At 70.3% G+C, this 21,156-nt stretch carries 21 protein-coding genes and 1 pseudogene; 14 read left to right on the forward strand and 8 right to left on the reverse strand.

From position 1 onward, the window contains the following. Positions 1–44: 44 nt before the first annotated feature. The gene (locus tag ACFFIC_RS08090; RefSeq protein ID WP_377049669.1) at positions 45–617 is read right to left on the reverse strand and encodes an IS6 family transposase; all 573 of its coding nucleotides are present in this window, start codon (positions 615–617) and stop codon (positions 45–47) included. A gap of 612 nt (positions 618–1,229) precedes the next feature. Between ACFFIC_RS08090 and ACFFIC_RS08095 the strand changes: the two genes are divergently transcribed. From ACFFIC_RS08095 to ACFFIC_RS08150, 12 genes are all read left to right on the forward strand, one after another. After that, positions 1,230–1,982: an IclR family transcriptional regulator gene (locus tag ACFFIC_RS08095; RefSeq protein ID WP_377049670.1), complete on the forward strand. Its 753-nt coding sequence runs from the start codon at positions 1,230–1,232 to the stop codon at positions 1,980–1,982. Continuing rightward, on the forward strand, positions 1,979–3,682 hold the full coding sequence (locus tag ACFFIC_RS08100) for a hypothetical protein (RefSeq protein ID WP_377049671.1): 1,704 nt from the start codon (positions 1,979–1,981) through the stop codon (positions 3,680–3,682). The genes ACFFIC_RS08095 and ACFFIC_RS08100 overlap by 4 nt, the downstream gene beginning before the upstream one ends. After that, positions 3,679–4,437 carry a hypothetical protein gene (locus ACFFIC_RS08105; RefSeq protein ID WP_377049672.1) on the forward strand — a complete coding sequence of 253 codons (759 nt, stop codon included), beginning with the start codon at positions 3,679–3,681 and terminating at the stop codon, positions 4,435–4,437. Before ACFFIC_RS08100 ends, ACFFIC_RS08105 begins: the two co-directional genes overlap by 4 nt. After that, a complete protein-coding gene (locus tag ACFFIC_RS08110) occupies positions 4,427–5,401 on the forward strand; it encodes a dipeptidase (RefSeq protein ID WP_377049673.1) in 975 nt (324 codons plus the stop codon). The genes ACFFIC_RS08105 and ACFFIC_RS08110 overlap by 11 nt, the downstream gene beginning before the upstream one ends. Before the next feature lie 11 nt (positions 5,402–5,412). Next, positions 5,413–6,465: an ABC transporter substrate-binding protein gene (locus ACFFIC_RS08115; RefSeq protein WP_377049674.1), complete on the forward strand. Its 1,053-nt coding sequence runs from the start codon at positions 5,413–5,415 to the stop codon at positions 6,463–6,465. Continuing rightward, on the forward strand, positions 6,462–7,301 hold the full coding sequence (locus ACFFIC_RS08120; protein WP_377049675.1) for an ABC transporter permease: 840 nt from the start codon (positions 6,462–6,464) through the stop codon (positions 7,299–7,301). Before ACFFIC_RS08115 ends, ACFFIC_RS08120 begins: the two co-directional genes overlap by 4 nt. Before the next feature lie 4 nt (positions 7,302–7,305). Beyond that, positions 7,306–8,094: an ABC transporter permease gene (locus tag ACFFIC_RS08125; RefSeq protein WP_377049676.1), complete on the forward strand. Its 789-nt coding sequence runs from the start codon at positions 7,306–7,308 to the stop codon at positions 8,092–8,094. Next, positions 8,091–9,182 (forward strand): ABC transporter ATP-binding protein, encoded by a 1,092-nt coding sequence (locus ACFFIC_RS08130; protein ID WP_377049677.1) that lies wholly within the window; start codon positions 8,091–8,093, stop codon positions 9,180–9,182. The genes ACFFIC_RS08125 and ACFFIC_RS08130 overlap by 4 nt, the downstream gene beginning before the upstream one ends. A 157-nt stretch (positions 9,183–9,339) precedes the next feature. Then, the gene (locus tag ACFFIC_RS08135) at positions 9,340–10,050 is read left to right on the forward strand and encodes an IS6 family transposase (RefSeq protein WP_377049678.1); all 711 of its coding nucleotides are present in this window, start codon (positions 9,340–9,342) and stop codon (positions 10,048–10,050) included. Positions 10,051–10,382: 332 nt separating this feature from the next. Then, positions 10,383–11,204, forward strand: a complete 822-nt coding sequence (locus ACFFIC_RS08140; protein ID WP_377049679.1) for an MBL fold metallo-hydrolase — start codon at positions 10,383–10,385, stop codon at positions 11,202–11,204. Continuing rightward, complete coding sequence (locus ACFFIC_RS08145) at positions 11,201–12,124, forward strand: hypothetical protein (RefSeq protein ID WP_377049680.1); 924 nt, start codon at positions 11,201–11,203, stop codon at positions 12,122–12,124. Before ACFFIC_RS08140 ends, ACFFIC_RS08145 begins: the two co-directional genes overlap by 4 nt. After that, positions 12,121–12,924: an HpcH/HpaI aldolase family protein gene (locus tag ACFFIC_RS08150; protein WP_377049681.1), complete on the forward strand. Its 804-nt coding sequence runs from the start codon at positions 12,121–12,123 to the stop codon at positions 12,922–12,924. The genes ACFFIC_RS08145 and ACFFIC_RS08150 overlap by 4 nt, the downstream gene beginning before the upstream one ends. A 14-nt stretch (positions 12,925–12,938) precedes the next feature. On the opposite strand, the gene ACFFIC_RS08155 is transcribed toward ACFFIC_RS08150, so the two are convergent. Further along, positions 12,939–13,718 carry a carboxymuconolactone decarboxylase family protein gene (locus ACFFIC_RS08155; protein ID WP_377049682.1) on the reverse strand — a complete coding sequence of 260 codons (780 nt, stop codon included), beginning with the start codon at positions 13,716–13,718 and terminating at the stop codon, positions 12,939–12,941. Positions 13,719–13,809: 91 nt separating this feature from the next. Here ACFFIC_RS08155 and ACFFIC_RS08160 point away from each other — a divergent pair, with 91 nt between their 5' ends. Together ACFFIC_RS08160 and ACFFIC_RS08165 are read left to right on the forward strand one after the other, a co-directional pair. After that, positions 13,810–14,787 (forward strand): Bug family tripartite tricarboxylate transporter substrate binding protein, encoded by a 978-nt coding sequence (locus tag ACFFIC_RS08160; RefSeq protein ID WP_377049683.1) that lies wholly within the window; start codon positions 13,810–13,812, stop codon positions 14,785–14,787. 34 nt (positions 14,788–14,821) lie between these two features. Continuing rightward, positions 14,822–15,784, forward strand: a complete 963-nt coding sequence (locus ACFFIC_RS08165; RefSeq protein ID WP_377049684.1) for a Bug family tripartite tricarboxylate transporter substrate binding protein — start codon at positions 14,822–14,824, stop codon at positions 15,782–15,784. Between the two features lie 12 nt (positions 15,785–15,796). On the opposite strand, the gene ACFFIC_RS08170 is transcribed toward ACFFIC_RS08165, so the two are convergent. The 6 genes and pseudogenes from ACFFIC_RS08170 to ACFFIC_RS08195 form a co-directional block, all read right to left on the reverse strand. Then, positions 15,797–16,789, reverse strand: a complete 993-nt coding sequence (locus ACFFIC_RS08170) for a Bug family tripartite tricarboxylate transporter substrate binding protein (protein WP_377049685.1) — start codon at positions 16,787–16,789, stop codon at positions 15,797–15,799. Positions 16,790–16,826: 37 nt separating this feature from the next. Beyond that, positions 16,827–17,705, reverse strand: a complete 879-nt coding sequence (locus tag ACFFIC_RS08175; RefSeq protein ID WP_377049686.1) for an isocitrate lyase/PEP mutase family protein — start codon at positions 17,703–17,705, stop codon at positions 16,827–16,829. Between the two features lie 31 nt (positions 17,706–17,736). Beyond that, a pseudogene (locus ACFFIC_RS08180) lies at positions 17,737–18,201 on the reverse strand (LeuD/DmdB family oxidoreductase small subunit); the annotation flags it as partial. A 25-nt stretch (positions 18,202–18,226) separates the two neighbouring features. Further along, positions 18,227–19,510, reverse strand: a complete 1,284-nt coding sequence (locus ACFFIC_RS08185) for an aconitase/3-isopropylmalate dehydratase large subunit family protein (protein WP_377049687.1) — start codon at positions 19,508–19,510, stop codon at positions 18,227–18,229. A 95-nt stretch (positions 19,511–19,605) separates the two neighbouring features. Continuing rightward, positions 19,606–20,268 (reverse strand): GntR family transcriptional regulator, encoded by a 663-nt coding sequence (locus ACFFIC_RS08190; RefSeq protein WP_377049688.1) that lies wholly within the window; start codon positions 20,266–20,268, stop codon positions 19,606–19,608. Between the two features lie 11 nt (positions 20,269–20,279). Next, a complete protein-coding gene (locus ACFFIC_RS08195) occupies positions 20,280–21,023 on the reverse strand; it encodes a maleate cis-trans isomerase family protein (protein WP_377049689.1) in 744 nt (247 codons plus the stop codon). Between the last annotated feature and the right edge of the window lie 133 nt (positions 21,024–21,156).

Genomic DNA, 21,156 nt, shown 5'->3' on the forward strand with positions numbered 1-21,156 from the left:
GTGCACCCCATCGGCGGATACCGTCCGCTTGCGGGGCGTCTCATTCAACTGTGGGGCGGAGGATGTCTGACCAGGCGTTTCATGCGCCGGTGGTCTTGTTCCACGACGTTATTGAGAAACTTGCACTGCCGTAGCCGCGAGCGTCGCCACAACTCGCCGTCCTCTTTCATTTGCTCGACGGCGCAGGGGTAGGCCGGGTTCTTGTCCACGGTGATGGTGCGCGGGTTTACCGTATGCGGCTGCCCCAGCGCCTTGCGGAAGAAGCGCTTCGCGGCCTCCGCGTCCCGCTTGGCCGAGAGCAGGAAGTCGATCGTCTGGCCGTGGCTGTCGACCGCGCGATACAGGTACATCCAGCGCCCCTTCACCCGGACGTAGGTCTCATCGACCCGCCACGAGCCGTTGCTCGGCCGCAAATGTGGCCCGATCCGCTTCTCGATCTCCGGCGCGTAAGCCTGGACCCAGCGGAAGAGGGTGGTGTGCGCGATCTCTACCCCGCGGTCGGCCAGCATCAGCTCGAGATCGCGGTAGCTGACCGGGAACATGAGGTACCAGCGGACTGCCCAGAGGATCATCTCGGCGGTGAACTGCCGACCTTTGAAGGACTGATCCGGCCTCACTGAGGCCACTCTCCGCCGTCCCGCCATGCCCTGGTTTGTACCCAGCCACTGGGGCGCCACAAGGCCGCAACAGAACCGCCAAGTAGATCCGCCGCCCGCAAGGGGAGGTCAGAGCGGTTGGCGGGCGGTGGGTTGATGAAGCCCACCTGCTAGCCGAACGGCCGGCCGAGGCGTGCAAGCGTTGCCAGGGTGAGGTTGGCCCGGCCGGCCTCCAGGTTCGCCACCTGCCGCGGCGTGAGCTTGAAGGTCCTGGCGAAGGCGGCCCGGATAATCCCGGTGGCCGCCCCCGGAGACGTCGTCGTGCAGGGTATGGCGACGGTGATGGTGTGCGCCCGCAAACGGACGCACGCCATGCAACCAAGGTGGCCATCGCCGCCGAGGTGCTGAACCGCATTTTGGACCTGGGTCGCCCAGAATATGTCCGCATCGCCTGATCGTCAGGGCTCTTGGGAGAGGTGCGTCCAACGCTCCGATCGATGCAACAAGGTCCCACAACACCTGAGAGCAGGGTCTGAGAAAAAATGGATTAGCCCCCAGAGAAAGTTTGACACAAGTCAACGACACGATGGAGACTTCTTCGGGTCAAAGACAAAGTATTCGGGTAGAATACATATGCTGGATGGTGTCTCGGGTGAGGATGAAGAGGCTCCGGTTTCCGGTGTCCGTCCGCTTGCCTCAGCGCTCAAGACCTTCGCCCTGCTCGATCATCTGGGCACTGCCAAGCGAGCGGTCCGCCTCTCCACCCTGTCCAGGGACCTCGGTGTCGGGCGGGCCACGATCTATCAGCGGCTTGTCACCCTCATGGCGGCCGGCTGGGTGGAGCAGAGCGCGTCGGGCGAGTTCCGCCTCACGCTGCGTGCCGCACGGGTGGCGCAGGCGGCGACGGAGCAGGCGGGGCTCGGCACGCGCACCCTCCCGATCCTGGAGGCCCTCTCGGCGGAAACCGGGGAGGCCGCATCCCTGGCCGCACTGGAGGGCGACCTGCCCTGCATCGTGCAGCGGGTGGAGCCGCAAGGTGTGCTGCGCGTCGAGATGCGCGTCGGAGCCACCATGTCGCTGGAGGGGAGCGCCTCGGGCCGGGTGCTGCTTGCCTATCTCGACCCCGCGCGCGCGCAACGCCTGGCTCCGGGCCTGGACCCGGCGATCCTAGTTGCGGTGCGCGAAACCGGCCACTCCATCTCCTCCGGCCAGACAATGGAAGGCATCCGCGCCGCCGCCGTGCCGGTGTTTGGCCATGACGGCGCCTGCGTGGCGGCCCTCTCCCTCGTCGCCCCGGTGCACCGTTTCGTGGCCGATGGCTGGATTCAACCCCTTCGCGCCGCTGCTGAGCGGCTGCGCGCCATCATGGAGGGCCGCACCGCGTGAGCGCCGCGCTTCCCATCGCCGCGGCACCGCCCGCCCCGCGCGATCCCGACTTCCTCATGCTGCCGGAGCGCCTCGCGGCGTTCCAGCCAAGCCGGGTCAGCTGTTCCCGCGCCCTGATGGCGCAGGCGATTACGGAGCGGTGGCGGATCGCAACGCGCCGCTTCGACATCGGTGCCGACTCCGCCGGCACCGCGGTCTACGAGATTGCCACGCCCGGCGGCACCTTCAGCTTTGTCGCCTTTTCCAACGCGCCTCGGCAGGCCGGCCGCACCGGGCGCATCATTGGCCGCACCTGGGACATGACGGGCGCGCTGGTGGAGGGCGTGGCAGATGAGCGGGTGATCGAGACAACCCGCCAGGAGCTGCCGAAGCTCTACGCCGGCCGCGCCACGCCCGGCACGCTCATCTGGTGCCGTTCCAACCGCAGCATGCGCGTGTTCGACGCGACGGTGGAGGCACTGGCAGCGGGGCGGCAGCCGGAGGCGGCTCTCATCGCGCAATCCTGCTACCTCATGCGCAACACGGGCCTGGACGGCAACGGCACCTTCGGCACGCGATCCTTCCTCGCGCTCGAGGAGGGCCATGCGCTGCGGCATCCATTCGCCGCGCAGATGCTCGCCGCCTACATGATGCGCGAGTTCGCGGCGGACCTCGCGAACCACTTGGCCGCGCTGCGCGCGCCCTCGGCCGTCGCGCTCTCGCCGGAGGTGCGCCGCTTCCTCGGCATCGGCAACGGCTCCGCCCTCGGCCTCATCCTCTTCATCAACAACCATCCCCGCCTGATCGATGCCTGGATCGGCGCGCGAGAGGCCGCCATCGCCGCCGCACGCGCCCTGCCGTTTGCGGCCGGCGACGCGCGGCTCGACCACTTCGAGAAGCTGATCCGCCGGGCCGCCCAGTTCCGGCGCGAGGACCGCATGGTCTACGATGCCTTCGCGCCCAGCGCTCTCATCGCCGAGGAACTGGAGGCGACCGCCGCCCTGGTCGCGGCGCTGCGCGAGAAGGGAAGCGACGCCGCCTATCCGTTGGACGCGCTGGCGCAGGAGGTCGGCGCGCGCTTCCACCCGGAGACCGAGGAAACCCTCCTCTCCCTCATGATCGAACTGGTGCCAGCGGAAGCCGACCGCCTGGCCCGCGACATGATCGTCAGCGAGGAGATGGAGGTCCGCCCGACCATGAGCGCGGGGGCCCTCCGCGCGATCCTGCAGCGCGAATACGCCTGGGCCCTCGCCTGGGACCTGGGCGCGCCCGGCGCCTATGCGCAGATCTGGTACAAGTCCGCGACCGCCGAGGAACCGCGCCGCGGACCGAAGGCCGAGGCGCCGCCCGGCACCTTCAACCTCGGCCTGGACGTGCCCGGCCTGGTCCAGGCGCTGGACGCCGCACTCGCCGCGCGCGACCCCGCCGAGCCGGTCGCGCGGCTGCTGCTCGCCCGCCCCGACCTCCGCCAGATCACCGCCCGCGTGCAGAGCCTGGCGGGCCTCCGCTACCACCAGCCGCGCGTGAACATCATGGCCAACGACTTCGTGCCCGCGCATATGGTCCGCCTGATGAACGTCGCGCTGCACGGCGTGGACAAGACGCGCGACTACCTCGCCCGCAACCTGCGCGGGGTGCTGTTCCACGGCGCCCCCGTGGCGGCGGAGCTCGCCGGCGGCGCCGATCCCGACTGGTTCTACCCGCCGGAGCCGGGGGCATGAGCGCCCCCTGCGGCGCGGATGCCGTCACGCTGCTCCCGCGTGAGGTGCGGCTGGTCGTGGAGCGCATCCTTCTCCTCACCCGCCTGCCGCCGGGCGCCATCCCGGCCGTGCGCGACGTGGTGCTCTACTCCGCCGCCGCCGGCCTCGGCGGCCTGTCACTGCTGCACCGGCGGTTCGAGAGCCTGCGCGCCGCCGAGCCCGTGGCGCTGCGCATCGCCGAGGCCCGGCCGGGCGCCCTGCACATCGACGCGGGCGGCCAGCACGCCTGGACGGCCCTGCCTGCCATCCTCGACACCCTGGCCGAGGCCGCCGGGCGCGAGGGCGTCGCCGTGGCCACCCTGATGGGCGTCGCCGATCCCGGGGAACTGCGCGCCGCCTGCGCGCTCGGCCCGCGCAGCGGCCTCGCCGTCTTCTTCACCGAGGGCGGCTGCACCGGCCCCGCCACTGGCACCGATGCCGCGCTGCTGCACGCGCCGGACGGCCTGACCCTGATCGCAACCCCGGCCCTGGGCGGCCGCGACGCCGTGCTGGAACACGCGCTGCGCCGCGGCACGGTGGTGGAGCCGGAACTCTGGTGGGCGCTGCACCACCTCTCCAACACCGCCCTCGCCGCCGACACGCCGGAGTCCCGCCGCCATGCCGGCCCGGTGATCGTGGAGGCCGACGGCCGCATCACCGGCCGCAGCGACCATGACGACGACACCGACATCTCGCTCCTCACCGCCGCCAGGCCGGATGCCCATGATGCTCATTGACGGACTCCAATGCGGCCACTTCACGCCCGAGGTCTTCGCCGCCCTCCGCCGCGGCGGCATCGGCGCCGTGACGGTCACCTGCGGCTTCTGGGAGGACCCGATCGAGTCCTTCGACGCCCTCGGCCGCTGGCGCGACCTGGTCGCGGAGAATGCCGGGACCTGCGCCGTCGCCCGCACCCCCGCCGAGATCGAGGCGGTCGCCGCCTCCGGCCGCACCGCCATCATCCTCGGCTACCAGAACACCGACCTGTTCGGCGGCCGCATCCGGCTGGTGGAGATGTTCGCCGAACTGGGCGTGCGGGTCGTGCAGCTCACCTACAACAACCAGAACGCCGTCGGCGGAAGCTGCTACGAGCCCAATGACGGCGGCCTCGCCCGCTACGGGCGCGAGGTGGTGCGCGAGATGAACCGCGCCGGCATGCTCATCGACTGCTCGCATGTGGGGGAGCGGACGACGCTCGAGGCCATCGCCCATTCCGAGCGGCCCATCGCCGTGACCCATGCCAACGCCACCAGCCTCGTTCCCCACAGCCGCAACAAGGGGGACGCGATCCTGCACGCCCTGCGCGACACCGGCGGCGTGATGGGATGCGCCGTCTATCGCAACATCACCGGCGACTACTACTGCGCCTCCGTCCGCAACTGGTGCGAGATGGTGGCGCGGACCGTGGAGATCGCCGGGATCGACACGGTCGCCGTCGGCACCGACTACGGCCACGACAACACCCCGGCGGACTACGCCTGGATGCGGATGGGCCGCTGGACGCGCGGGATCGACCACGGCGCCTCCGCCGCCGGGAAGCCGATCCGAACGCCGAAGGCCGAATGGCTGGCCGAGGGCGTCTCCGGCCTTGGCCAGATCCCAGACGGGCTGCGTCAGGTCGGCTTCCAGCCGCAGGAAATCGAGAAGATCACCCACGGCAACTGGCTGCGGCTCTATGCCGCGACCTTTCGCCCGAACTGAGGAGGCCGGCAATGGCAACGAACGGGTTTACCCGCCGCGCGGCCCTGACCCTGGGCGGCGGCGTCCTGGCAGGCCTCGCCACCCCCTACGTCAAGCGCCTGCGGGCGGCCGAGGTGCTGCACGTCAACACCTGGGGCGGCATCTGGGAACGCGCCGCGATCAAGAACCTGTTCGAGCCCTTCACGCGCGACACGGGGATTGAGATCCGCCCGGTTTCACCGGTTTCCTTCGCGAAGCTGGCGCAGCAGGTCCGCAGCGGCGCCTATGAGTTCGACGTGACGACGCTCGGCGCCGGGGAGATCATCCGCGCCAACCAGGCCAACCTGCTGGAGAAGCTGGACAACACGGACCTGGTGAAAAGCCCACCCTTCGCCGGTGCGGCCTTCCAGAACGGCGCCAGCAGCCACGCCTTCGCGACCGTCATCGCCTACCAGAAGGCGAAGTACCCGAATGGCGGACCGCAGGGCTGGGCGGATTTCTGGAACCTGCAGAAGTTCCCAGGCAGCCGCTGCATGCAGCGCTACGCCTCCCGCGTCCTGCCGATCGCGCTCGTCGCGGACGGCGTGCCGATGGACAAGCTCTACCCGCTGAACATCGGCCGTGCCTTCACCAGCCTGGACCGGATCAAGCCCGCTATCCGCACCTGGTGGACGCAGGGGCAGCAATCGCAGCAGCTTCTCCGCGACGGCGAGATCGACTGCATCGCGCTCTGGCACGCCCGCACGCTGGAGCTGATCGACCAGAACCAGCCCGTCGAGATCGTGTGGAACGAGGCGGAGATCGAGCGGGCCTACTGGGTGGTCGCGCGCGGCACGCCGAACCGCGACAACGCGCTGCGCTACCTCGAGGCTTCGGTCCGGCCGGAGCGGGTGGCGGGCTTCTGCCGGGATTCGATGAACGGCCCGCTCAACCCGGCCGCCTTCAACTTCCTCAGCGAGGCGGAGGCGGCGCGCATGCCGACCGCCCCGGCCTACCGCGGCAAGGTGTTCGAGCAGGACATCCTCAACTTCGGCGGCGACGTGAACGCGGCGACCCAACGCTTCGAGCGCTGGATCGGTACGTGAGCGCAGTTCCTGCACCGGCCCGGGGAAGCCTCGGCCCCTGGCTTCTCCTAGCGCCGCTGATGGCGTTCCTGGCGGTGTTCTTCGTCGTACCGCTTGCCCAGGTGGCGGTAATGAGCGTCAGCGACCCTGAATGGGGCTTCGGCCACTATGCCGAGATCGCGACGGACGGCTTTCACCTGCGCGTGCTGGCCGACACCTTCATCACCGCCCTCGTTGTCTCGCTCTGCTGCCTCCTTCTCGGCTTTCCGCTTGCCTATGCCATGGCGGCGGCGCCGCCGGGCTGGGCCGCCGTGATGATGGTGATTGTGACGATGAGCTTCTGGACTAGCTTCCTCGTGCGCACCTATGCCTGGATGGTACTTCTAGGCACCCGCGGCCCCGTAGCGCGGGTGGCGGAGTGGCTGGGTTTCGCGACGCCGGAACTGCTGTTCACCCGCTTCAGCTCGACGGTCGCGATGACGCATATCCTGCTGCCCTACATGGTCCTGAGCCTCTACGGCGTGCTGAAGCGGATCGAACCGTCGCTCCCGCGCTCCGCCGCCAGCCTGGGCGCCACGCCCGCTTCCGTCATTCGCCATGTTGTGCTGCCGCTGGCGGCCCCGGGCATCGTCAATGGGCTTACCCTCGTCTTTGTCCTCTGCCTTGGTTTCTACGTGACGCCGATCCTGCTCGGCTCGCCGCGGGAGCAGATGGTGGCCGGCGTGATCGGGCAGCAGGTGGAGGAGTTCCTGGCCTTCGGCGAGGCTTCCGCCATGGCGGTGGTGCTGCTGGCCAGCACGCTGGTGGTGATCGGGCTCTATCACCGCCGCTTCGGCCTCGATCGGCTCTGGGGCTGACGCGATGCGCCTGGCCCTCCTCCTTCTCGGCGCGGTGGTGCTCGCCTTCGTCGCCACCCCACTGCTGATCGTCGTGCCGATGTCCTTCAGCACCGCGGTCTCGCTCGAGTTCCCGCCGCCGGGATGGTGGACGGGCTATTACGCCGCCTATTTCGGGGATGCCCGTTGGACGAAGCCGACCCTCAACAGCCTTGGGATCGCGGCGGCCGTCGCGCTGCTGACGGTGGCGCTCGTGACTCCCGCCACCTTTGCGGTCGTTCGCCACCGCTTCGTCGGCAAGGGGCTGGTGAACTTGGCGCTGATGCTGCCGCTGGCCGTGCCGCACATCGTCATGGCCATCGGCTACTATGCCTTCCTTGCCGATATCCGGCTGTTGCAGACCTTTCCGGGCATCATCCTCGCGCATACCGCCCTCTCGGTGCCGATGGCCTTCCTGGTCCTCTCGGCCAACCTGAAGGGCTTCGACCGCGGGCTGGAGCGCGCCGCGCTCTCGCTTGGCGCCAGCCCGGCGCGGACCTTCCTGCACGTCACGCTGCCAGTGCTGTGGCCCGGCTTCGCCGCCGCCGCCCTCTTTGCCTTCGTGCAGAGCTTCGACGAGACGGTGGTGGCGCTGTTTATCTCGGGCCGCGATACCGAGACCCTCCCGCGCAAGATGTTCGACAGCATCCGCACCACAGCCGACCCGGTTATCGCCGTTGTTTCCACGCTGCTGTTCTTTGCGGTTGCCGTGCTGGTGATCGTACCCATCCTCTGGCGTGCCGCGTCGCGCCGCCGATCGGAAGTTCGCCCGTGACCAAGCCGTACCTGGAGCTGCAAGGCCTTTCCAAGAGCTATGACGGCCGCACCCGGGCCTTGGATGGTGTGGACCTGACCGCGGCTAAAGGCGAGTTCATCACCTTCCTTGGCCCAAGCGGCTCGGGCAAGACCACCACGCTGATGCTCATCGCCGGGTTCGAGGCGGCGAGCGCGGGCGAGATCCTGGTGGACGGCGCCCCCATCACTCGTGTGCCGCCCCACAAGCGTGGCATCGGCATCGTTTTCCAGAACTACGCGCTGTTTCCCCACCGCACTGCTTTGGGCAATGTTATGTTTCCGCTCGAGATGCGGAAGGTGCCTAAGACCCAGGCGGTGGAAAAGGCGCGTGCGATGCTCGCCCTGGTGGGGCTGGAACGCTTGGCAGAGCGCCATCCCCGCGAGATGTCCGGTGGCCAGCAGCAGCGCGTCGCCTTGGCTCGCGCGCTGGTCTTCGATCCTGCACTGCTGCTGCTCGACGAGCCGCTCGGCGCGCTCGACAAGAACTTGCGCGAGCAGCTGCAGATCGAGATCAAGCGGATCCAGCGCAGCCTTGGCGTCACCACAATCTTTGTGACCCATGACCAGTCTGAGGCCATGGCGATGTCGGACCGCATTGTGGTGTTCGAGGGCGGTCGTATCCAGCAGGCCGGGACGCCACTCGAGATCTACAACCGGCCGGTAAATGATTTCGTGGCGCGCTTCGTTGGAGACAGCAATCTTCTGCCGCTTCTCCTCACCGATCCCACTGCTGGCATTGGTGAGGTCGCAGGCATCGGACCTGTCCACGTCCCTGCACAGTCTGGCCGAGAGGCTGGAGAGGCCGCAACGCTGCTCCTGCGTCCAGAGGGGTTTGGCTTGGCGGGTGAGGGCGCAATCAACACCTGCCGCATGCAGGTCGAAACGGTGGTGCACTATGGGGATAGTGCTCTGTTGGTCGGTCACGCCGGACAAACCGCGTTGCGGGCCCGGCTGCCCGGGCTAGTGGCACAAGGTATCACTAGTAACATGGAGATTGTGCTGTCCTGGAACCCGTCTTCGGCCCATCTCATGCCAGCTGTCATGCGGGATGGTTCTCAAAACTCCTGAGCGAGCCGTCTTGCAACCAGGAATATGCATGCGGTCAGCGGTAGTGCACGGAGCGACTGCGTTGCATGAGCCACCTTGCGGGCGCAGTAGGCCCCGGGCGGCATTGTCATGTCCTTCGGCTCTGGCCGGAATGGGGTGGCTGGGCCACGCTGGCGGGATGCCGTCCGAGCCCAACACCTATCCTGGTTACCGCTTTCCGGCCGAGGTCATCCACCATGCCACCTGGCTCTACCACCTGTTCAGGCTAAGTCTGCGCGACATCGAGCTGATACTGGCCGAGCGGGGCGTAGTGGTGAGCCACGAGAGCATCCGCCGATGGTGCCTCCGCTTCGGCACGGACTTCGCGGCCAAGCTGCGCAAGCGGCGGCCTAAGCCGGATGATACGTGGCACATGGATGAAGTATACCTGAAGATCAACGGCGAGCTCTTCTATCTCTGGCGTGCGGTGGATCAGCACGGTGTCGTGCTCGACATCCTCGTGCAGGAGCGCCGCAATGCCGCAGCCGCCAAACGCTTCTTCAAGTGCCGGCTGGCCGGCCTCAAGTACGAGCCGCGGCGCATTGTGACCGATGGGCTCCGCAGCTACGGCGTCGCGCAGCGGGAGGTCTTGCCCGGTGTGCAGCATCGGACCAGTCGCTACCTGAACAATCGTGCCGAGAACTCCCACAGGCTGACGCGACGTCGAGAACGCCAGATGCAGCGTTTCAAGTCACCCGAGCAAGCACAGCGGTTCCTTTCCGCGCACGCGATGATCTATGGCCACTTCCGTCCACGGCAGCACCTGATCACCGCCGATCAGTACCGCCGTTCGCGCAACAAGGCCTTCCGGACCTGGTGGCAGGAGACGTGTGTGCCAATGCTGGCGTGAGGTCATACAGGCCCCGTCGTGCGGCCAAGCTCGCCTGGTCATCAAACAATGTGACAATGCCGCGCGGCGGTGCCGGAGGTGGTGCGGGGCCGACCGATGTGTTCATGACCGGCGCGGGTCCGGTCCTATTCCTGTCCTATTATCCAGTCCGCCACCTGTATTGTTGTTAGAACAGGATGCTTGCAAGTCCGGTTTGGCCGTGGCTATCGTCGGGGAGTTCGGCTTGGCAGCGCGCGGCGCGGCGGAAGCGGCGCGTGAAACCCGGCGGGCGCTTGCGATGCGCGACGGCGTGCGATGGCCGGTGGCCAGGACCATCACAGGAAAGAGGCTGGATGACGAACGACCTGCGCGATCGGGCCCGCCATTCGCACGAAGCGTCCGCCCTGGCCCGCTTCGGCCAGACCGGCACGCTTCCGCGCGCGATCACGCCGGACTGCCTCTGGACCGGCCGCTGCCTAGCCAGCAGCGTCCCCGACATGCACGCGCACTACTCGCTCTACCTCCTGAAGGGCAGCGAGAAGACCATCCTGGTCGACACCGGGCACCCCGTCCATTGGGACCAGGTGAGGCAGGATGTCGGCGACTTCCTGCAGGGGCGGCCGATCGACTACATCTTTCCCACGCATAGCGAGCTGCCCCATTCCGGCCTGCTCGAGCGCTGGATGCGGGAGTTCCCGCAGGCCGTCGCGGTGGGCGACATGCGGGACTACCCGCTCTACCACCCCGCCCTCGCGCCGCGCTTCCGGCAGGTCTCGCCAGGGGATTCGCTCGAGCTGGGCGACCGCCGCTTCCTGTTCCTGCCGCCCGTCTGGCGCGATCTTCCCGACACGCTCTGGGGCTTCGACACCAAGGACCGCATCCTCTTCCTCTCGGATGCGTGCGCCTATTTCCACGCGCATGTGCCGGGCGAGTGCGACCACCTGAGCAGCGAGATCGCCCCGCCCGACATCGCCATGATGCAGGACTTCAACGACAAGGCCCTGCACTGGCCACGCTTCACGGACAGCCGCGCCAGCTTCCCCGAGATGGACGAGCTGATCGCCCGGCTGCGCCCCCGCCTGCTCGCCGGCGCGCATGGCTGCGTGGTGGACACGCCCGGGGAAACCCTGCCGTTGTTCAAGCAGGGCATCGCCATGGGGCCCGTGCGCGCATGAGCGCCGCGCCGGGTGGCGAGACGGAGGGGCTGGCGGAGATCCTGCCCGGGACGCTGCTGGCCGTCGGCGGCTGGCTGGAGGTGGCGGCGCAGCCCGTGAGCTGGCTGCCGCCAGAGGGGCGCGGGCTGCTGCCGGTGCAGGGCTACATCCTGCGGGATTCCGCAAGCTGGCTCATGATCGACACGGGGCTTGCCGTGCACTGGCCGCTGATCGCCGACGGAATCCACCGCACGCTGGAGGGCAGCGCCGAGCGCCGCCTCATCACCACGCGGCGCGAGCAGGACTGCATGATCAACCTGCCGGCGATCCTCGGGGAATTCGGCGTGCGGGAGGTGCTCTATGCCGGCGTGCTCAACCCGCTCGACTTCTTCGAGGGCGTAGAGGAATCCGACGCCGCCGCAAGGATCGAGGCGACCGCCGGGCTGCGCGCGGTGCGCATCGCGCCGGGGGTGGTGACGCCGGTCGGGCGGCTGCGGCTCGAGGTGCTGCGGGTGGAGCTTCGCCTGCTCGCCACGAACTGGTTCTACGAGGGGCATACGCGCAGCCTCTTCACCTCGGACGCCTTCGCATTTCTCGCGCGCCCGGCGAATGCCTGGTCCGCCGGCGTCTCGCGCCTGCGCGGGCGCGACGAGGCGCCGATGCGGGCGGAGGATGCCGCGCTCTATCTCTCCGCCAAGATGGACTGGCTGATCGGCATCGACCCGGAGCCGGTCATCCGGGACCTGGACCGTATCCAGGCGGACCGGCCCATCGACCGCATCTGCCCAGGCTTCGGCTGCGTGATCGAGGGGAGGGAGGCGGTGCGGGAGGCCTTTGACTGCGTCCGCGCGGCGCTGCGCCTCCTCGCCGCCCGGCCGCGCCAGCCCTGGCGCTTCCCGGAGGCCTTGGCCGGTGCCGCCCTGCTGGAGGAGAGGGCGTGAGCGCCCGGCCGGGAACGGCCTTCCGGGCCCGGATGCGGGCGGGCGAGCTGGCGCTGGGCAGCAACCTCCGCCTGTCCCGCAGCGCGGAGGCGGGCCCGATCCTGGCGGCCTGCGGCTTCCACTGGGTGATGATCGACTTCGAGCACAGCCCGGCCTCGCCCCATCTCGCGCACGATATCGCGCTCTCGGCCATCCGCGCCGGCCTGCTGCCGATGGCGCGGCCTTCCGGCCATGACCCGCGGGAGATCGCGGGCCTTCTCACCAATGGCGCGCTCGGCCTCGTCGTGCCCCATGTCGACACCGCCGCGCAGGCCGAGGCGGTGGCGCGCGCGGCGCGCTTCGCCCCGCGCGGGGCGCTTTCCGTGCCCGGCACCCTCGCGCATTTCGGCTACGGCACCGGCCTTGCGGAAGCCTGCACGATCTTCAACGAGGAGGTCGTGGTCACGGTGATGATCGAGAGCCAAACCGCGCTGGCGAATGTCGAGGCGATCGCGGCGGTGCCGGGCGTGGACGGGCTTTTCATCGGGGGGTCCGACCTGCTCTGGGATCTCGGCCTGCCCGGGCGCTACGACGCGCCGGAACTGCGGGACGCGGTGGAGCGCACCTGCGCCGCGGCCGCGCGCAACAACCTCTTCGCCGGCATGGGCGGCCCGCGGGAGGAGGGGCCCTGGCGCGGTTTCCTGCGCGCGGGAATGCGAATGATCCTGACGGAGAACGACCTGTCCCTGATGATGCGGGGCGCGCGCGACCGGCGCGCCTTCTTCGAGGGCGCGCTTTCCGCGGGCGCCGGGCCGGGCTGATGGCGCCGCCGGCCCTATTCCGCCGGGGCCCGCGGCGCGGCATCGCCTCCGCCCTCCAGCACGAGGGGGCCCTGTTCCCCGGCCTCGGCCCAGGCGGCGAAGGCGGCGCCCGGCCGCACGCGCCCGCTGCGCAGCAGGGCGAGCCAGGTATCGGCCGCGCGCACGAAGGGGTTCACGCCGCGCGGCCAGATGATCAGGCTCACGGCCTCGGCCATGCGGCGCTCGTCGAGCCCGGCGGCATAGGCCGCCTCCAGCTCGACCCCCAGCGCCCAGAGGTTGCCGCGCGCGGCGAGCACGGCCAGGCGGAGCAGCCGCGCCGTGGTGTCCGGAAGCACCCCGTCCGTGGCCAGCGCCGCCGCACCGTCCCGGAAGAGCGCGGCGGCGTCGAGGCCGGGGAAGTGCGGGCCCCAGGACCTCGGCAGGAAGGCGTGAGCCTCCGCGCCAATGGCCCAGGCCGTTTGCCGGAACAGCGCGGCCGCCATTTGGTCGTCACCGCCGTGCTGCCGGAACAGGGCCAGGTGGTGCGTGCCGACCGGCTCGTCGCAGGACACCAGGATGGCGAGCCACACGCATTCCCGCTCCAGCGGCGGCATCTGCCCCTGCTGCACCGTCAGGGCGCGGTACATGGCGCCATAGGCGGCGTGCAGTTCCGGCAAGGCGGCCGCCATGAGGCCGCGATGGGGCAGGACATAGCCGCGGCTGTCGCGCAGCGAGAGCAGGCTCTCGCGCACGCGCGCCGCTTCCGCCGCGTCCCTGTCGTCCCCGGTTCCGCTCACGCCTGCTCCATCGGTCATGCGGCAGGCTCCTTCGCTCCCGCGCGGCGGTCAACCGCGCCGGGCGCCTTTCCTCGTGCCGCGCGGGCGGCTTTCCCGCAAGGAGATCCTCATGCGCCGTCGTAAGGCCCTGGCCCTCATCTCCGCCGCGGCGCTGCCCGGCCTGACCGGCGCGAGGGCGCAGGCCCCCTGGCGGCCGGCGAGGCCCGTGACGCTGCTCGTGCCCTTTCCGCCGGGCGGCGCGACCGACCTTTGCGCCCGTGCCCTGCAACCGGGCATGCAGGCCGCCCTCGGGCAGAACGTCGTGGTCGAGAACCGGCCGGGCGCGACGGGCGTGGTCGGCACCCGCGCGGTGGCCGCCCTGCCGGGGGACGGGCAGGTGATCCTCGTGAATGCCAGCGGCACGATGACCATCCAGCCCGTGGTGATGCAGCGCCCGGGCTTCGATCCCCAGAAGGACTTCAAGCCCGTCATCCTCGCGATGAGCGCGCCGAACGTGATCGTGGTGAACCCCGCCCTGCCCGTGCATGACGTGGCCAGCCTGGCGCGGTGGATGGGGGACCAGGGCGAGGCGGTGTCCTTCTCCTCCTCGGGCATCGGTTCCTCGGAGCAACTTGGCTTCGAGCTGTTCCTGCTGCGCACGGGCCGCAAAGCCGTGCATGTTCCCTTCGCCGGGGGCGCCGCCGCGATCACGGCGGTGATCGGGAACACCGTGCCGGTTTCCATGGTCAATTCCGGCACCGCCGCGCCGCAGATCGCCTCGGGCCAGCTCCGGATGATCGCCGTCGCCGGGCCGCGCCGCTTGGCCTGGGCGCCGGACGTGCCGACGATGGCCGAGCAGGGCCTGCCGGGGCTGCATTCGCTGTCCTGGACCGGCCTGTTCGTTCCGGCCGCCACGCCCGATCCCGTGGCCGGCGCCCTGCACGAGGCGGCGGCGGCCACCCTGCGCCAGCCCGAGGTAGTGGAGCGGCTGGAGCGTATCCGCTTCGTGGTCGAGGGCGGGAGCAGGGCGGAGCTCGGCAGCCTCGTCTCCGCCGACCTGGCGCGCTGGCGCGGCGTGGCGCGCGACGCCGGCATCGCCGTGAACTGACGCCCCTCTCCCTCTCCAGCAAGGATCGCCGCCGATGTTCCTCCCCCGCCGAGCCCTTGTTGCCGCCGCAGCCGCCGTGGCGGCCGGCGCTGGCGCGCAGGCCCAGCCGGGCTGGCGCCCGGTCCGGCCGGTGCGGCTGGTGGTGCCCTTCACCCCCGGCGGCACAACGGACCTCCTGGGCCGCCTGGCCGCGCGCGGGATGGAGCCGGTGCTGGGACAGCCCGTGGTGGTCGAGAACCGCGGGGGCGCGGGAGGCGCGATCGGGAGCGAGCTTGTGGCGAAATCCTCGCCGGACGGGCATGTCGTGGTTCTCTCGAACATCGCCTCCCAGGCGATCGGGCCGGCGGTGTCGCGGCACATCGGCTATGACTCGGTGCGCGACTTCACGCATATCGGGCTGATCGCCGCCGTGTCGAGCGCCATCGTGGTGGCGGCGGACGGGCCGATCAGGACGCTGCCGGAGCTGATCGACCGCGCGCGCGCCGGGAATATCCGGTTCGGCTCCACCGGGATCGGCACCTCCAGCCACGTCAAGCTGGAGCTGCTGAACCGGGCGGCGGGCGTGCAGATCCTGCACGCGCCTTATCGCGGTTCCGCGCCGGCCGTGGCGGATGTTCTTGGCGGGCAGATCGAGGGGCTCATCGCCGCGGTGCCCGATGTGGGCCGCAACGACCGGCTGCGCATGCTGGCCGTCACGACGCCCGAGCGCGCCCAGCGCTGGCCGGAGGTGCCCAGCGTGCGCGAGTTCGGCCTGACCAGCCTGGTGGCAACGAACTGGTTCGGCCTGTCCGGGCCCGCGGGCATGCCGGACGCGGCGGCCGATGCGCTGCACGACAGCCTGGCCAGGGGCCTGGCCTCGCCGGAGGCGCAGGAGCGCCTGCTCGAATTTGGCGCCGGCCCGAACAGCATGAGCCGCCAGGACTACGCGGCCCTGGTGGCCTCGGAGCTGGGGCGCTGGGCCCGGATCGCGCGGGAGGCCAACATCCAGGGCGACTGACGCGGCGTCGCGCTATTCCGTCCGGATGCCGCCCTCGCGGATCACCGGCGTCCAAGTGTCGTATTCGCGCTGGAGGAAGCGGCCGAAATCGGCCGGTGATCCGCCGACCACCTGCCCTGCCTGGGTGCGGAAAACACCGTCGCGCACCTCGTCGAGCGCGACGACGGCGCCGAACACCTCGTTGATCCGCTGCGCGAGTTCTGGTGCGACGTCGGCCGGCGCGGCGACGCCGTACCACACGGCGATGTCGAAGCCCGGAAGCGTGTCGCTGACCGGCGGCAGGCCGGGCATGGCGGGGCTTCCGCCCGGGTTGCCCATGGCGATGGCGCGGATGCTGCCGGCCTTGAGCTGCTGGAGAGCGGAGGAGAGGCTGGGGAAGCCGAGCTGCGTCTCGCCGCGCAGCACGGAGGTGACGATCTCGGAGCCGCTGCGGTAGGGCACGTGGACCATGGAGACCCCGGCGCGCCGGCAGAGAAGCGCCATGAAGAGATGGCTGCCATTGCCCACGCCGGCGGAGGCATAGGTGTAGCTGTCGGGACTGGCCATCGCCTTCGCGATCACCTCCTGCACGCTCCGCTCGGGCACGGAGGGGTGGGCGAAGAGGACGGCGGGCAGGTTGACGAGCTGGATGATGGGGGTGAAGGCCGCCATCGGGTCGTAGCCGAGGCGCGGGTTCAGCTCCTTGCCGATGGCGTTCGCACCGATGTCGGCCATCAGCAGGATGTTGCCGTCCGGCCGCTGCCCCGCCACGTAGCCGCCGCTCACGAGCCCGCCGGCGCCGGGACGGTTCTCGACCACCAGGGTCTGGCCGTTCGCGAAGCGCGGGAAGTGCTGCGAGATCACCCGAGCCAGCGTGTCAGAGGCGCCGCCCGGCGTGAAGGGCACCACCAGGGTCACGGTGCGGTCGGGCCAGGTGCTGGCCGCCGCGCGGCCGGGCAGGGCGGGAGCGCCCAGCAGCCCGGCGCCGAGCGCGCCCAGGGCGCGCCGGCTCATGCTGTTCCTCATGTTTCTTTCCTTCCTCCCTTGTTTCCGAACGGTGCCGCTACTCGGCCGCCCGGGGGCGGTCCGGGCGCGCCCACTTGGCGTCGAATTCCCACACTTCGGGGAAGCCCATCAGATCGTTCATGTCGCTGAAGGCGTAGGTTTCCAGGCCATGGCTGTCGCCCTGGCGGCGGAGATGGGCATAGGCACCTTCCAGGACGTGGGCGACGCTGAGGAAGCCGATGGCGGGGAAGATCGCGATGTTGTAGCCGATCGCCTTCAGCGTCTCGGCCGGCAGGATGGGGGTGCGCCCGCCCTCCACGTTGTTGGCCAGCAGCGGGGCGTCGATCTCGCCGCCGATGCGGCGCATCTCCTCCTCGCTTTCCGGGCTCTCGATGAAGATGATGTCGGCGCCGGCCCTGGCGTAGAGCTTGCCGCGGCGAAGGGCCTCGTCGAGGCCGAGCGTGGTGCGCGCGTCGGTGCGCGCGATGATCAGGAAGTCGTCGCTCCGGCGCGCCTCCGCTGCCACCTCGATCTTCAGGGCCATCTCCTCGGCGGGGATCACGCGGCGGCCGGGCGTGTGCCCGCATTTCTTGGGCACCTCCTGGTCCTCGATCTGGATGGCGGTCACGCCGCCCGCCTCGTAGCCCTGCACGGTGTGCCGCACGTTCAGCAGGCCGCCATAGCCCGTGTCCGCATCCGCGATCACGGGCGTGCGCGTGCCCTGCGCGAAGCGCGCCATGCGGGACACCATGTCCGTGTAGGTGGCGATGCCGGCATCGGGCACGCCGAGATGAGAGGCCACGGTGCCGTAGCCGGTGGCGTAGAGGGCGGCGAAGCCCATGCGGTCGGCCATGCGGGCCGAGATCATGTCGAAGATGCCGGGCGCGACGATGAACTCGCCGCCGCGGAGCGCGGCCTTGAGAGTGGGATCGGCCATGGGTGGATTCCTTTGCTGGAAGGATTGGGCGTCAGGCAACGAGCGACGCGCGGATGCGCGGCACCAGGCCGCCCGCCGCCAGGATGGCGCGGACCTCGTCGCCGAGCGGCTGCGTCCGCCATTCGGACGCGTCCTGGCGGATGCGCGCGGCCTCCAGGTCGACCGAGGCCATGCAGCCCTCGGCCAGCTCCGCCGCCGCTTCCGGGCAGATCAGCACGGGCAAGCCCAGGTTGATCGCGTTGCGGTAGAAGATGCGCGCGGCGCTCACCGCGACGATCGCACCGACGCCAGCCGCGAGAAGCGCGACCACCGCGTGCTCGCGCGAGGAGTCGCAGCCGAAGTTGCGCCCGACCGCCAGGATGTCCCCCGGCCGCACGCGCCCGACGAAGCCGGGATCGAGCCCTTCGAGGCAGTGTTCCCGCAGCTCCTCCGGCCGGCGCAGGGCGAGGTAGCGGCCGGGGAGGATGACGTCGGTGTTCACCTCGTCGCCGAAGCGGTGGACGAGGCCCTACAAGGGGCGCTCATGCCGCCCCCGCCGCGTCGCGCAGTTCCCCGGGCGGGACGATCTCGCCCGCCACGGCGGCGGCGGCGGCCACCCAGGCATTGGCCAGGAAGACCTGCGAGTCCGGGTCGCCCATGCGGCCCCGGTAGTTGCGGTTCGTGGTGGCGATGGCCGTTTCACCGGCGGAGAGGATGCCCATGTGGCCGCCGAAGCAGGCGCCGCAGGTGGGGGTGGAAACGGCGGCGCCGGCGGCGGCCAGGATCTCCAGCAGCCCCTCGGCCAGCGCCTGCCGCCAGATGCGCTGCGTGGCCGGCACTACGACGAGCCGCACACCCGGCGCGACGCGGCGGCCCTTCAGCATCGCCGCGGCCTGGCGGAGATCGGTGATCGTGCCGTTCGCGCAGTTGCCGATATAAACCTGGTCCACGCGCTGCCCGCGCAATGCGCCGACGGGCACGCCGGAGGCGGGCGAGGGGGGGCGGGCCACCATGGGCTCCAGGCTGTCCAGGTCGAGGACGAGGTGCTGGCGGTAACGCGCCCCGGCATCCGCCCCGACCGGTGCCGCCGAGGGTGCGCCGGTTTCCGCCTGGCGCGCGGTGGAAAGCGTGTCGCCCTCGAAGACGCAGGTGTCGGCGCCCGCTTCCACCGCCATGTTCGCCACCGCCATGCGCGCGTCCACCGGGAGGGACGCCACGCCGGGACCCCCGAATTCCAAGGATGCGTCCGCGGCTCCGTCCGAGCCGATGCGGCGGATCACCTCCAGAATCACGTCCTTACCGCTGACGAAGGGGCCGGGCCGGCCGCGCAGCTCCACGCGGATGCAATCGGGCACGCGCATCCAGAGCTGCCCCGCGGCGAGCGCCGCCGCGAGGTCGGTGGAGCCGAAGCCGATGCCGAGCGCGTTGAAGGCGCCGGCCGTGCAGGTGTGGCTGTCCGCGCCGAAGACGACGCTGCCGTGCCCGACCATGCCGAGCTCCGCGAGCAGGGTGTGCTCGATCCCGCCCGTGCCCGGCTCGTAGAAATGCGGGATGCCGTGCCGCGTGGCGAAGTCGCGTGTCATGCGGATGGCGCCGGCGGCGGCCACGTTGGGGGCGGGCGCGAAGTGGTCGGCCACGAGCACGACGCGCGCGGGATCGAAGGGCCGCGTGGCGCCCATGGCCTCGAATCCCTCGAAGGCGAGGGGGCCTGATACGTCGTTGAGCAGCACCACATCCGGCCGTACGGTGACGATCGCGCCCGCCTCGGCCCGGCCGCCCACGGCATGGGCGGCGAGGATCTTCTCGGTGATGGTCTGGGCTGGCATGGTCCGTTCCTTGGCGGTGGCGGAGTTTGCGCGTCGCCTCTTGCGGCCGGACGCTAGCGAGGGGTGGGCGCCGCGTCCATCGCGACGGGCGCCGTTCACGCGCCGTCCGTGCTGGAGGCGCCGCCCGCGCGCAGCGTGCCCGGCACGGTGGAGGCTATGTGGGCGCTGACGGCCAGGGCGGCCCATTCCGCGTTGCCAGCGGCCAGGGCCGCCAGGATCTCGCGGTGCTGGCGGTTGGAGCGCGCGATGCCGACCGGCTCATGCAGCCGGTACTCCTTAAGCAGCACGAGCGGCGCCTGGAGCATGCGGAGCAGCATAGCTTCCAGCCGGCGGGAGCGGGCGGCGCGCGCGATGACCACATGGAAGCGTGTGTTCAGCTCGGCGAAGGTCGCGATTCCTCCCTCCGTCGCGTGGTCGAGGCTCTCCATGCGCCCAGCGAGCGCTTCCATCTCCGCGAGTTCGCCGGCCGTGATGCGCGACGCGGCCTTGCGCGCCGCGAAGCCTTCCAGCAGCCCGCGCAGCGCGAACTCGTCGGCCAGCTCCTCCGGCCCCAGCGCGGCGACGAAGCTGCCCTGGTTGCGCATCGTCTCCACCAGGCCGTCCGCGAGCAGGCGGCGCAGCGCGTCCCGCACGGGGGTGCGGCTGACACCGATCACGGCGGCCAGCATTTCTTCGCGCAGCGGCGCGCCGGGCACGAACTGCCCGTGCAGGATGGCTTCCCGGATGGCCCGGTAGGCCCGCTCCGCCGCGTTCGCCATGCAGGCTTTCCTTAGAAGTCGGACAGCAGGCGGCCGAAGCCTTCCATGCGGTCCCAAATGCCGTTCGCGCGAAGGGCGTGCCACCAGGTGGCCGTGTTGATGGCGATCACGGGCTTGCCCAGCCACATCTCCGCGGCGGCCGCCAGCCGCACCATGGAAAGATTGGTGCCGACCTGCAGGATGGCGTCCACATCCGGCCCGTCGAGCTCGCGGAGGCGGTGGCGAAGGGTCTCCGGGGTGACTTCCGCAATGGCGGTCCAGGAGGGGCATTGCAGGCAGATGTCGCGCACCACCTCGAAGCCCTCTTCTTCCAGGTAGCGCCGCACCTCGGCGTTCGCGACGGGGTAATAGGGCGAGAGGAAGGCCACGCGCCGCGCGCCATAGGCGCGAAGCGCGGCCGCCGAGGCCAGGCTGCCGCAGCTCAACCGCACGCCCGCCTCGCGCTCCACCCCGTCGCGGAAGGCTTCCGCGCCGGCCTTGCCGCCGTAGAAGGTGACGGCGGACATGCCCATCACCAGGTAGTCGGGCGCGCAGGTCATGACGCTGCGCACGGCATCGAACACGCCTTCGGCGATCTTTAGCGAGCCCGCGCGGAAGGTCTCGTTGCTCACCGCCTGCGCGTTGGGGGTAAGGATGCGGCTGTAATGCGCGGTGACGCCGGGCGGGCGCATCATGTCGAAATCCGGCTGCACCACGGTGTTCGTGGAGGGGCCGAGCACGCCGAACTTGCCGAGATAGCCCAAGATATCAGGCATGGTGCTGTCCTCTTCCCGTTTGCGGGCGCCGGTGGCGCGATCCGTGCATTGATCCATGCATTGGTCCGTGCTGGCGTCGATTGATGTTGCCACGGCACCTTCGCCGCAGCACGCTTGCCACGACGCTGCCGCC

Origin of the sequence: Muricoccus vinaceus, from assembly GCF_042433125.1 — a bacterium.
GTDB lineage: Bacteria > Pseudomonadota > Alphaproteobacteria > Acetobacterales > Acetobacteraceae > Roseomonas > Roseomonas vinacea.